At 69.2% G+C, this 11,974-nt stretch carries 12 protein-coding genes; 4 read left to right on the forward strand and 8 right to left on the reverse strand.

Features of this window, described 5'->3' with window-relative positions:
- Both HNQ52_RS06205 and HNQ52_RS06210 read right to left on the reverse strand, forming a co-directional pair.
- Complete coding sequence (locus HNQ52_RS06205; RefSeq protein WP_183960712.1) at positions 1-486, reverse strand: YetF domain-containing protein; 486 nt, start codon at positions 484-486, stop codon at positions 1-3.
- Positions 487-501: 15 nt separating this feature from the next.
- Positions 502-1,857, reverse strand: a complete 1,356-nt coding sequence (locus tag HNQ52_RS06210) for a sigma-54-dependent transcriptional regulator (RefSeq protein WP_183960247.1) — start codon at positions 1,855-1,857, stop codon at positions 502-504.
- 242 nt (positions 1,858-2,099) lie between these two features.
- Between HNQ52_RS06210 and HNQ52_RS06215 the strand changes: the two genes are divergently transcribed.
- The 4 genes from HNQ52_RS06215 to HNQ52_RS06230 all read left to right on the forward strand — a co-directional run bounded on the left by HNQ52_RS06215 (position 2,100) and on the right by HNQ52_RS06230 (position 3,908).
- Positions 2,100-2,264 (forward strand): DUF1328 domain-containing protein, encoded by a 165-nt coding sequence (locus tag HNQ52_RS06215; protein WP_183960248.1) that lies wholly within the window; start codon positions 2,100-2,102, stop codon positions 2,262-2,264.
- A gap of 65 nt (positions 2,265-2,329) precedes the next feature.
- The gene (locus tag HNQ52_RS06220; RefSeq protein WP_183960249.1) at positions 2,330-2,494 is read left to right on the forward strand and encodes an entericidin A/B family lipoprotein; all 165 of its coding nucleotides are present in this window, start codon (positions 2,330-2,332) and stop codon (positions 2,492-2,494) included.
- Positions 2,495-2,664: 170 nt separating this feature from the next.
- On the forward strand, positions 2,665-3,030 hold the full coding sequence (locus HNQ52_RS06225; protein WP_183960250.1) for a DUF4398 domain-containing protein: 366 nt from the start codon (positions 2,665-2,667) through the stop codon (positions 3,028-3,030).
- A complete protein-coding gene (locus HNQ52_RS06230) occupies positions 3,027-3,908 on the forward strand; it encodes an OmpA family protein (RefSeq protein WP_183960251.1) in 882 nt (293 codons plus the stop codon). The genes HNQ52_RS06225 and HNQ52_RS06230 overlap by 4 nt, the downstream gene beginning before the upstream one ends.
- Before the next feature lie 75 nt (positions 3,909-3,983).
- Here HNQ52_RS06230 and HNQ52_RS06235 read toward each other — a convergent pair whose 3' ends face one another.
- From HNQ52_RS06235 to HNQ52_RS06260, 6 genes are all read right to left on the reverse strand, one after another.
- Positions 3,984-4,409 (reverse strand): hotdog fold thioesterase, encoded by a 426-nt coding sequence (locus HNQ52_RS06235; RefSeq protein ID WP_183960252.1) that lies wholly within the window; start codon positions 4,407-4,409, stop codon positions 3,984-3,986.
- Between the two features lie 289 nt (positions 4,410-4,698).
- Positions 4,699-5,316 (reverse strand): YkvA family protein, encoded by a 618-nt coding sequence (locus HNQ52_RS06240; protein ID WP_183960253.1) that lies wholly within the window; start codon positions 5,314-5,316, stop codon positions 4,699-4,701.
- A 122-nt stretch (positions 5,317-5,438) separates the two neighbouring features.
- The gene (locus HNQ52_RS06245) at positions 5,439-7,355 is read right to left on the reverse strand and encodes a phospholipase D-like domain-containing protein (RefSeq protein WP_183960254.1); all 1,917 of its coding nucleotides are present in this window, start codon (positions 7,353-7,355) and stop codon (positions 5,439-5,441) included.
- Positions 7,352-7,915, reverse strand: a complete 564-nt coding sequence (locus tag HNQ52_RS06250; RefSeq protein WP_183960255.1) for a YceI family protein — start codon at positions 7,913-7,915, stop codon at positions 7,352-7,354. Before HNQ52_RS06250 ends, HNQ52_RS06245 begins: the two co-directional genes overlap by 4 nt.
- A 22-nt stretch (positions 7,916-7,937) precedes the next feature.
- Positions 7,938-8,405, reverse strand: coding sequence for a SixA phosphatase family protein (locus tag HNQ52_RS06255; protein ID WP_183960256.1), 468 nt, complete (start codon positions 8,403-8,405; stop codon positions 7,938-7,940).
- A gap of 16 nt (positions 8,406-8,421) precedes the next feature.
- The gene (locus HNQ52_RS06260; protein WP_183960257.1) at positions 8,422-11,886 is read right to left on the reverse strand and encodes a PKD domain-containing protein; all 3,465 of its coding nucleotides are present in this window, start codon (positions 11,884-11,886) and stop codon (positions 8,422-8,424) included.
- Positions 11,887-11,974: the final 88 nt, after the last annotated feature.

Consider the following 11,974-nt stretch of genomic DNA (forward strand, 5'->3'; position numbering starts at 1 on the left):
TCACGGCGCTGCGTCCCGGCGCTTGAGCAGATTCACGCGGCCGTCGGTTTCGAGCCAGGCGCATTCGATCTCGGCATGGTCGCGCAGTCCGGCGCGGCGCATCGCCTCGTCGAAATCCGCCGGGCTCACGTTCTCGCGTCGCAGAACCGCGTCCAGCACCACGCCATTGCGCGCCAGCAGCACGGGCACGCCTTCCACCAGATTGTGGACACGCAACCGGCGTGCGGTCACGACGCCCACGATGTGGTTGAGGCTCACCAGCGTCGCGGCCAGCAACAAGCCGCCGAGCAGCGAGACGTCCTCGCCGATCAGCGAGTTCTGTACCGCGGTGCCGAGCAGCACCAGCAGGATCATGTCGAACGGCGTGGTCTGGGCCACCGAGCGTTTGCCCGACATGCGCACCATGACCAGGATCGCGACGTACACCACGCACGCGCGCAGCACGAATTCCCACCACGGCATCGCGAGCTCGAACAGCGATTCGATCATCGGCGCGGCCGGTCAGAGACCGTACTGCTTGCGCTTGCGGTAGAGGGTCGACGCGTCGATGCCGAGCGTGTTGGCCGCCATGTCCAGCGTCGGCGTGGCCGCCATCACCGCGACGATGTGGGCGCGTTCGAGTTCCTCCAGCGACACGTTGGCGCCGACCCGCACCGATCCTGCCTGCGGCTGCGTGTCCTGGGCGATCGACAGGCAGTGCACGCCCACGTCTTCGGTGGAGCTCAGGATCACCGCGCGTTCGATCACGTTGCGCAGCTCGCGGATGTTGCCGGGCCAGCCGTAGCCGCGGATCGCCTGCTGCGCGGCCGCGTCGAAGCGGCGCGCCGGACGGCGGTAGGCCAGCGCGAACTCGAGCAGCACCTTTTCCGCCAGCACCATGATGTCCTCGCCGCGTTCGCGCAGCGCCGGCAGCTTCAGCGAGATGACGTTGAGGCGGTACAGCAGGTCCTGGCGGAAGGTGCCGGCGGCCACCATCGCGTCGAGGTCGCGGTTGGTGGCCGCGACGATGCGCACGTCGGCCTTGCGCGTGGAGGCGTCGCCGACGCGCTCGTATTCCTTGTCCTGCACGAAGCGCAGCAGCTTGGGCTGCAGCGCGAGCGGAAAGTCGCCGATCTCGTCGAGGAACAGGGTGCCGCCGTCGGCCTGCGCGACGCGGCCCTGGGTGCTTTCGGTCGCGCCGGTGAAGGCGCCCTTGGCGTGGCCGAAGAGTTCGGATTCGAGCAGGTCGGCCGACAGCGACGGGCAGTTCACGGTGACGAAATTGCGTGCGTTGCGCAGGCTCCACGCGTGGATCGCGCGCGCCGTCACGCCCTTGCCGGTGCCGCTTTCGCCCAGGATCAGCACCGAGGCATCGGTATCGGCGACGCGGCGGGCTTCGTCGAGCACGTGCGCCATCGCCGGCGAACCGGACGTGAGCTCGGCATTGGAGTGCGCGCTGCGCTCGCTTTCCAGCGCTTCGACGCGTGCCTCCAGGCGGCGCGCCTCGATCTGCTTGTTCGCCGCGAAGCGCAGCTGCTCGGGCGAGCACGGCTTCACCAGATAGTCCGACGCGCCGGCACGCATCGATTCCACGGCCACGTCGATCGAGGCCTGCGCGGTGGCGACCACCACCCGCGTCCACGGCGCGGCCGCCTTGATCTTCGGCAGCAGATCCAGGCCCGACTCGCTGCCCAGGCCCAGATCGAGGAAACAGACATCGAACACGTCGTGCTGCAGCGCCTCCAGGGCCAGCGCGCTGTTCTGGGCCGTGGCGACGCGATGTCCGGCGTCTTCGAGGCAGTAGCGGAAGGTTCGAAGGATCGCCGATTCATCGTCGACCAGCAGAATGCGTGCGGGCGGCGGTGTGTCCTTGCTCATGCGTTGCTCTCCTGAGGTGTTGGTGTCGCCGCGAGACTCGGGTCAATTGCATTTTGCAACGAACCGACTTGCCCGACATGCACTCCGCGACGGATTGCCGCGGCGATGGAATTGCAAGTCGTTGTTTGTTCGTGCCGAATGACCGATGTCCTGTTTGGCATGGGTCTTGTAATGCAAACACCGGGCCGCACCGGAATCCCCTCCGGCCGGCGACCGACAAGAACGACGAAAGGAGCAATCCCATGCTGCACTACGCCCTGATCTTCTTCGTGGTGGCGATCATCGCCGCCGTCCTCGGCTTCGGCGGTATCGCCGGTGCGGCCGCCGGCATCGCCAAGATCCTGTTCTTCGTGTTCCTGATCCTGTTCATCGTGTCGCTCGTCATGGGCCGCCGCCCCCGGGTCTGACGCTGCACGCCCGCGCAACTGGTTACCGTGTTTCCACAACAGCAATAACAACCGAGGAATCCACCATGAAAACCGACATCACCCGGAAATTCTTTGCCGCCCTGTGCCTTGCGCTGCTGTTCGGCTCGATCGGCTCGCTGACGGCCTGCAACACGGTCGAGGGCGCCGGGCGCGACGTGCAGAAGGCAGGGGAAGAAATCGAAGACGCGGCGCAGGACGCCAGCAACTGATCCAACCCCTCGCGGCCGCGCGGAGCTCTCCGCGCGGTCGCCTGCGGCGCCACGCGCCCGCATCGACTCCCATTCGACGTTCCGGCCCTTGCCGGCCCCGCCCCCGACGGCGGCGGTCCGGAGCGGGCGCCCGTTTCCGCTGCGCCGGACTCCACCGAGGACCTACGCGAATGAAACGCCAGACCCTGACATTGCTCCTGCTGTCGCTGCCGGCGCTCGCCGTCGCCGGGCGGCAGGAAGCCGACCTGTCCCTCACCCAGGCGCGCAGCGCCGTCGCCGCGGCCGAACGCGCCGGTTCGGTGCAGGCCGCGCCGGTGCCGACCGCCGACGCACGTGCACTGCTGGCCCGTGCCGAAGGCTCGTACGAAGACCGCGACTGGACCGACGCCGAGCGTGAAGCGCACCGCGCCCGCGCCGATGCCCGCCTGGCTGAGGCGCGCGCGCGGCAGGTAAAGGCCGAAAGCGCCACCGCCGAAATCGAGGCCGCCGTCGAAACGCTGCGCGCCGAACTGAACCGCCAGGGAGGTGTCCGATGAACGCACTGCGCTCCACCTCGCTGTCCGTCCTCGTCGGTGCGGCCCTGCTGGCCGGCTGTGCGGGTAGCCCGAAGGGCCCGCCGCCGGAACTGGTGCGCATCCAGACCCACCTCGAACAGCTGCGCGCCGACCCGCGCATCGCTCCGCTGGCCGACAAGGAATTGCGCGAAGCGCAGGTCGCCGTCGACACGCTCGAGCGCGACGGCCGGCGCATGGACGACGACCTGTTCGACCACAACATCTACCTCGCCGACCGTCTGGTGCAGATCGCCGAAGCCGAGGGTCTGGGTCGTTACGCGGAACAACGCGCGGTGACGCTGGGTCGCGAACGCGAAACCCTGCTGCTCGATTCCCGCACGCGCGAAGCGGACATGGCGCGCGCGCGCGCCGAAGCCGAGCGCCGCGCCGCCGAGATGGCACGCGACGACGCGATGATGGCGCGCACCGACGCCGAACGCGCGATGCTGGAGCTGGAAGCGACCCGCGCACGTCTTGCCGAGCTGGAAGCGCGGCAGACCGAGCGCGGCCTCGTGGTGACGTTGGGCGATGTCTTGTTCGAAGTCGACCGTGCCGAGCTCAAGCCCGGCGCCACCGCCCGGTTGGCGAACCTCGTCGACGTGCTGCGCGAGAACCCCGCGTCGACGATCGCGATCGAAGGCCACACCGACTCCACCGGCGACGACGCCTACAACCTCTCGCTCTCGCAGCGGCGCGCCGATTCGGTGAAGGCCTACCTGGTCTCGCAGGGCATCGACACGATGCGCATCACCGCGCGTGGCCTCGGCGAAGGCGTGCCGGTGGCGAGCAACAACGATGCTGCCGGTCGCCAGCAGAACCGTCGCGTGGAAGTGGTGATCCAGGACCGTCCGCCGCGCTGACGGTCCACGGAACTCAGTCCGGGGCAGGACTGGAAGGCGTGCGGGTCACACCGCACGCCTTTTTTTTTGTTCGCCTCACGCAGCCTTCGGCACCACGGCCAGCGTCAGGCGCGAGATGCAGACGAGCCTGCCGGCCTCGTCCTCGATGCGGATCTCCCACACCTGGGTGCTGCGGCCGACGTGCAGCGGACGCGCCGTGCCGGTGACGGTGCCGTCGGTGACGCCGCGCACGTGGTTGGCGTTGATCTCCAGGCCCACGGCCACGAATCCCGGAGCGCAGCACAACGTGCCGCCGAAGCTGCCGAGGGTTTCCGCCAGCGCCACCGATGCGCCGCCGTGCAGCAGGCCGAACGGTTGGTGGGTGCGCGCGTCGACCGGCATGGTGCCGCGGATGACGTCGTCGCCGACCTCGGTGATGCGGATGCCGAGGGCATGCATCAGGGTCTTGCCGGTGGTGGCGTTGATGGATTCGGGGGTGGGGTGGGACTTGAAATGGGGCATGGGGTCGTACCGGTGGGACGGGGAACGCTGGCGGGAAGGCGGCGATCAGGGCCGCACGCGAACTCGACGCGCTTGCCTCCTTTCACCCTGACGGGCTGGGTCGCTCTTGCCCGGTGGCTGGCGCAGGCGCCGGTTGCGGGCACGTTGCGGCGCCCTTCCCTCATCCGCCTTCGGCACCTTCTCCCGGCGGGAGAAGGAAATGCAAACGCCGCGGCGTTTCGGCGGGCGCCTCCGGCGAAACGCAGAAAGCCACCCGGGGGTGGCTTTCTGTTGCCGATGAAGGCGAGGTTCAGGAGGTCTTGAAGATGCCCGGGCGCCAGCTGGCCGACGCCACGTAGCTGCGCTTGCTCGCGTAGCCGCTGGAGCTGCCGTAGCCGCCGCCGAATTCGCGCTCGCGGCGGTTGTGCATGCGTTCGATCAGTTCGTCGCGGCGGCTTTCCAGCCAGTCGGCGCGGCCGACGGTGGACGGGTCCTGGCCGCGGCGGATCGCCTCGGCCTGGCGGTAGTCGCAGAAATCCTCGTAGGAGTCGAACTCGTGGCGCAGATCGCGCACGCACAGTTCGATCATGATCGCGTCGTCGAGGTAGCCGAGCACCGGCACCGCGTCGGGGATCACGTCCTTGGGATCGTTGAAGTAGACCAGCGCGGACAGCACGCGCTGACGGTCTTCCTCCGGCAGATGGAAGCCCTCGTCGCGCGCCATCGCGATCAGCGTATCGAGCTGCGCCAGGCGCGCGCCGACGAAATCGGGCACGTGCACCTTCTGCGCCTCGATCAGCAGGCCGCTGGCGGCCGCGATGATTTCCTCGGGGGTCTTGTGCGCTGCCGCTTCACGCGCCGCGTTGAGCGCGGTGGTGAAGTGCTCGAGATCCTTGTCGCTGAGTTCGATGGCAACGCTGAGGGACATGCGAATTTCCTGGCGGGCGGAAAGAACGCCAGCCTAGCCAGCGGGGGGCACAGCGTCAATCGCGTCGCTGCACCGCAACAGCGGCACACCCCGTATGCCGAACGGCGGTCGCGGACCCGGCGTCAGAGGATGGGGGCAAGCCCTGCGCCGAAGGCGGTGAGCACGCGGGTGTAGATGGACTTGAGCGGCACGTCCACTTCGGGAAAGTCGCCGACCGGCTCGTAGCAGGCCTCGAAGCCCGGATCGTCGATGCGCAGCGGCGCGCAGCCGGGCTTGATCTCCCAGCTGGTGGCGTAGCGGAACGGCCAGAAGTCGAACAGCGGCAGCGCCTCGAACACCTTGCCCAGGCTGTAGTTGACGCCCGACAACACCGGCGGCCGCGGCCGCCGCGCGATGGTCCAGGCGTTCTCGGGCAGGGTGTCGTGCAGGATGTTGGCGGCCAGCGCTTCGGCGAAGGCACGGTCGTGCACGATCACCGCGCTTTCGGTGTTGAGCTTGTCCGAGCGCGGGTCGAAGTTGTGCGTGCCCACCAGGGCCAGTGCGTCGTCGATGACGATGGACTTGGCGTGCATGCCCACCCGCACGCCGGCGCGTTCCAGCGGCAGCGGGCCCGGATCGACATTGCGCCCCGGCCCGCTGCCGGCGCCGAAGCGTCGCTGCGATTCGGTGGCGTAGCGCGACGGATCGCGCTCGCGGCCGCCGCTGCCCGAACTCTTGAGCGCGTTGTACGGCACGCTGTTGGCCACTTCGCGGCCGAGCGCGCCGGTGCTGGCCACATCGATCGGCGCGCTGGCCGGGAACGGCTTGTACTCGTGGATCTCGAAGCCGAACTCGCGCAGGTAGCGGCGCTTGTACTTGTGCGACAGCGCGTACACCGGGAACGCGTCGGTGGATGCGAGGCTGTTGGTCGACACGATCACGCGCGGCGGCGGATCGCGTTCCTGCAGGTCGCGGAAATGGTCCTGCGCGGTGCCGGAGAACACCAGGTACGGCGTCTGCAGCACGATGCGTTCGCGCGCGCCGAGGAACAGGGTCTGCAGGCGGCGCGTGAGGTCGCGCTCGGCGTCGGTGTTGGACTCGAAGGCCTTGTTCGGCAGATCCGACACGTACTCCACCGGTCCCACGTCGAACACCGGCCCGATGCGCTGCGCGACGAGCGCGGCGTTGTCGGCCTGCGCCGAGAGATCGAGGATGCGGGCCGCGTCGGTGAGGCGCGGTGCATCCATCGCGGCGCCGTCGCCCTCGTCGCGCTCCACCCAGCGCCGCACGTCGCGCAACGCGGCCACCGGAACGCTGCGCTGGTGCCGCCAGAAGGCGTCGAACGAGTCCTGCATCTGCGCCGCGGCGGGGCCGGCGACGAGGATGTCGCGATCGCGGTAGTTGTATTCCGGATCCCAGTCGAAATAGCGGTTCTGGTAATTGCGTCCGCCGGTCACGCCGACGGCCCCGTCGACCAGCAGCAGCTTGTTGTGCATGCGCTGGTTGAAGCGGAAAAAACAGCAGACGATGCCGGCGACGAACTGCACCGGGCCGGTCTGCGCCTCGCCGAAGGTGGGGTTGTACAGGCGCAGCTCGAAGTTGACGTGGGCGCGTGCCAGCCCCGCCAGCAGCTTGACGTCGTCGACGCTGAACAGCTGGTCGAGCAGCACGCGCACCTTCACCCCGCGCCGCGCCGCGCCGAGCAGCTCGCCGAGCACGAAGAAGCCGGCATCGTCCTGCGCGTAGATGAAGCTCTGCACGTCGATGCTGCGGCGCGCAGCGCGGATCAGGTTGATGCGCGCCAGCAGCGCGTCCGGGCCGTTCTCGAGCAGGGCGACATGATGCCGGGGCGCCTGCGGGGTGGACGCGTCGAGCGCGGCGTCGCCCAGTTCGCGCAGCGGCGAGGCCAGCGCGCAGTGGTCGGCGCGGTCGCAGGCGATCGCGGTGTCCTGCTGCGCGCGCGCGTCCGCCACCGCTTCGCGGATGTCCTTGCGGCTGGGCATGCAGGCCGCGAGCAACAACGCCAGCAGCGCAGCCACCGCTGCGCGCAGCGGACTCACGACGGCTCCGCCGCCGTGCCCGGCAGCAGGCGCACGCTGAACTGCAACTCCACCTTGTCGCCCAGCACCACGCGGCGCGCGTCCATGCCGAATTCGCTGCGTCGCACTTCGCCGCTGGCGTGCACCGCGCAGTCCAGCCCCGGGCGCGGGCAGTTGGCGGCCTCGATGCGCAGCTGCACCGGCCGCGTGATGCCGCGCAACGTCAGCAGGCCCTGGCTTTCACCGCCGTCGCGCAGCAGGCGTTCGGGGATGTTCTCGGCACGGAACTGGATCCAGGGGTGGGTGGCGGCGGCAAAGAAATCGTCCGAACGCGCCCAGTCGGCGTAGCTGTCGCGGTCCATGGTCACGCTGTCGGCCGCGATCCGAACGTCCACGCCGACGCGGCCGTTGGCGGCATCGCGCGTCACCGCACCTTCGACGCCGGTGAACGCGCCGTCGATCTTCTTCACCCACAGTGCGCGCAGCGCGAAGCCGGCGTGCGAGCGCGCCTTGTCGATCAGCAGGGTTTCGGCCTGCGCCGGGACGCAGACCAGACACAGCAGCGCCCCCAGCAGCCGCATTCTCACCGGCGCTGCGCGTCCGTTACGGCGACCAGAACGTGTCGAGCCGCGCCACGCCCGGCTCGGTCGGCGCGTCGGCCGCCAGCGACAGCACCGCGATGCTGCCGGGGGGCATGCCGCGGTGGTCGCCGGACTGGCCGGTGGCCAGCAGCGCCACGAGGCTTTCGAGCCCGGGATTGTGCCCCACCAGCAGCAGGCGGGCGCTGTCGCGGTGCTCGGCCAGTACGTCGAGCAGCGTGCCCGGCGTGGCTTCGTAGATGCGCGGATCGACGCGGGTGTCGATGTCGCCGGTGCTCGCGGTCACGTGCCGCAGGGTCTCGCGCGTGCGTTGCGCGGGCGAGCACAGCACGCGGTCGGGCGTGCCGTGCGCGGCGATCCAGCGCGCCGCGTCCTGCGCCTCGGCCACACCGCGGGGCGAGAGCGGCCGCGCGGTGTCGTCGAGGCCGGCTGGGCTGTCGGCGTGGGCGTGGCGCAACAGGATCAGTTCCATTTCGCGTGTCTCCGGGTCAATCCTGCGCGGGCGGGAGAATGGGGATCATCGGCAGCGCGGTGCGGTTCCACGTGCCCTGCAGCGGCGCCGGGAACGTGATCGCGGTGTTGACGCTGACGCCGGTTGCGCCGGTCCATGTCGGGGTGATGGTACCCGCGGCGGCGGCGGTATCGGCGTAGTCCGGCAACCACGGGCAACCCGGGCAATGCGGACGCACGGCCGTCAGGGCCACGGCCTGGCCGCTGGCGCCGGTGCCGTTGCCGAGCGTCCAGCGCGGCGCGCCGGCCGCGTCGTAGAGGAACACGCCGATGGCTTCGAGCGTGGTGCCGGCGTTGCTGCCGCTTTCCACCGCCAGACCCCAGCCCGGATCGCTCAGTGCGAACCAGGTCTCGGTGCGGTTGGTGGCCGGACGCGAGATGAAGCCCGCCAGCGACAGCGTGTGCGACAGCAGCTCGGCGCCGCTGCGGCCGTCGTCGAACTGCCAGGCGTACATGATCTCGGTCGGCGACACCTGCGCCAGCCACGCCCGGCCGCGCTGCTGCAGCGACACCTCCACGTTGCTCGTGCTGCCGTCGTTGTGGGTTTCCACCAGCGGCAGGCGCATCAGATAGTCCTGCACGCTGCCCGAGAGCTGGTACCACGTCGGTTTGCGCTCGGCGTCGCCGGTGTACCAGCCGCCGCCGTAGGAATAGTGGGCGATGCCGTTACCGGGCCGCACCCGGTTGTGGTACAGGCCCTGCTTGGTCTCGAACGACAGCTGCTGGATCGGGCAGTTGTTGACCACCGTGCAGCCGGCGCCCACGTTGGCGTTCAGCACGCGCGTCGGCGCCACCCGGGTCAGGTTGTTTGCCGCGGCCGCGACGAAATCCATCGCCAGCGGCGCACCGCAGGCGGCCGATGTCGGCACGTAGAACGGCACGTTGACGGTGGACGATTCGTTCGCCGGCAGCGCCAGCAGCGCCCGCGTCGGCGATTCCGGACGCACGCTGCCGGCCAGCGACGACAGGCAGATCGCGCTGTTGGCCGGTGCCGCGTTGGCGACGTTGCAACGTGCGTCGAACGCAGCGCCCGTGCTGTCGACCAGGCCGATCGTGGCGCCTGCGCCGGCGTTGGGCGAGGCGGTTTCGTACTGGTAGACCACGCTGCCGCCGTCGTAGACCAGCGCCTGGAACCCGAAATCCCCGGTCGCCGGGCCGCTGTTGGAATACTGCTGCATGTGACTCCACTGGAACACGTGGCAGCCGGCGCCCGCGCCCGCCGCGGGACGCGGACAGGTGGCGAAATAGCGGTAGCGCAGGCCCGAGCCCGTGATCGCGCCGACCACGAGATCGTCGTGCATCGGGCGCAGCTGCGGGCCGAGCGAACCGCGGTCCGGTGCGGTGTTGCAGGCGTTGTCGTAGTCGCCGCCCGATTCGGCGGTGTCGAAGGAGACATAGCCGTTGGTCGAGACCACGGCCTGGCTGTACGTGGTGCCGAACAGGCGCACGCCGCCGCCGCCGAGGGTGATCGCCTGGGCCGAGCGGCCGTCGTCGCTGGCGGCCACGCCGCCGTCGGCCGGCGACAGCGTCACCGCCGGCACCGCGCTCGCGCCGGACGCGATGTCGACATAGTCGAAGCCGCAGGCGGCGCCCGTGCTCGCGGCGTAGTCGTTCGATGCCGCGTACAGCACGCGTGCCGGACCGGAAATCTGCGCATCGCCGCTGTTGCGCAGCGTCACCGGCACCTGCCAGCGCTCGCCCGGATCGATCTTGCCGTCGTTGTTGCCGCACACCTGCGTGGGCGCGGCGGAGGTCACGGTCAGCGCCGGTCCCTTGATGTCGAGCGCCTGCGAGGCCACGCCGCTGCACCCGGCCGAATCGGTGACGGTGAGGCGCACCTGCACGCTCTGGCGCGCGTTGTAGACGGTGGACACGGTATTGACGCTGCCGCTGCGATCGGCGACGCCGTCGCCGTCCAGATCCCAGGCGTAGGTGTAACCGCTACCGGAGCCACCGCTGGCCGCGCCGGTGAACGCGACCGTGGCGCCGGCGGTGGGCGCAGTGGTGAAGGCGGGCGAGCTCAGGGTGACGGTGGGGGCGTTGCAGGCGGCACTTCCCGGCATTTGCTGCGGATTGGCGCCACTTCGATCAAAGTGGTCCCGCATTCTGCTGCTGGGCGAGCTCCCCGCTTCCCAGGCGGTGCTGAGCCGCCCATAGCAATCGGACCCATCAAGAACGGTGCACGAGGCCGAACCGCCCGAAAGCACACCGATCAGGAGCTTTTCGTCGGAGCTCCACAAGCCCGATCCGGACGAGCCGCCTTCGGTGGTACCGGCCTCGTATTCGGAAATGAACCAGTGGGAGTTGGGCAGCGACGTGCTGCTGGGGATGCAGATTGGAATCGTTGACGGGGCATCGGTGTTGAAGGTGATGCGCTTCTCGTCACCCTGCGGATGGTGGATACCCACGGTGCCGGGAGGGGCAATGCCGCTCCGGTCCCAGCCACTCCATTCCGCAAGTGCTGCGGCTGGTACCTGCGAGCTGAGCTGCAATGCGGTCCAATCGGTCGCCTCATGCGTTGCAAGAAGCGTCGTGCCGCTCTGGGTCGCACGCGAATTGTTCGGCTTGTTCAGAACCTGGCTGTTGGCGGCCGTACCCGGGGTGCGGCACGTGGGGCTTTCGTATCCCCAGTAAAGGACGATCGACTGTGCCTCGGCTTGCGTCGAAATGCAGTGATGCGCGGTGGAAAAGCGCGGCGTGGCACTATCCGCCGCCGAGTTGCCGGTGGCCATCAGCTGGCCGGTACAAACGTAGCTCGACGATCCGGCCTGGAAGGTGTACTGCGCGACGGAGGCGATCTCGTCACGCCACGCATCGCCCTGGGGACAGACCGTATCGATGTTGCAGTTGCCCGACTTTGCGGTCGCTTGCGCCTGGAACGGATCGCGATAGCCGTGGTTGACCGTGGCCAGCGCCAGCTCGACCGTATCGCGCTTTTCGGCGGGCAGTGTCAGCTCGAGTACGGCATCCGCGCCCGGGAGCAGTGGCGTGTAGTACCTGCCGCCAACCGGGTTGTCAGCATCCGTGAACGGGCCGAGCTGTGCCTTTCCACTTCTGGAGAAGATGCGCAGTTCCGCGCCATGCGGCAGACGGAAGCGGGAAAATCCGAAGTCCAGTGTCCGCGCCCCGGTCGATTCGACGACCAGGCGCCACCGAAGGCGACCGTCCGAGAGCGTGCTCCACTCGCCGATGCCGCCCTTGGCGATGTCGACAATGCTCGCGTCCTGCACCACCCCGAACCGGAGTGGCACACCAAACTTGCCATCCAGCACGGCATCCTCGACCGCCAGTTTCGAGGCGTCGACCGGAGCCAAGGCCAGCAGGGTGGGAGCACGCAGAGTGGCGTGCAACGGCGCATCGCTTCCCTTGCCGAACGCGGCGCCAGGACACGCAAACACGGCGGCCAGTGCGGCGGAAAGAATGAGGGCGGAACTGGGCCGCATGGGGACACACTCCTGCAGAACGGGGTCGGGCTTGGCAGAATACACCGTCGCCGCCGCCGGATCGTTCAGATCCCGGCGCCCCGGCGTT

The organism is Chiayiivirga flava (assembly GCF_014202825.1).
In the GTDB taxonomy this organism is placed as follows: Bacteria; Pseudomonadota; Gammaproteobacteria; order Xanthomonadales; family Xanthomonadaceae; genus Chiayiivirga; species Chiayiivirga flava.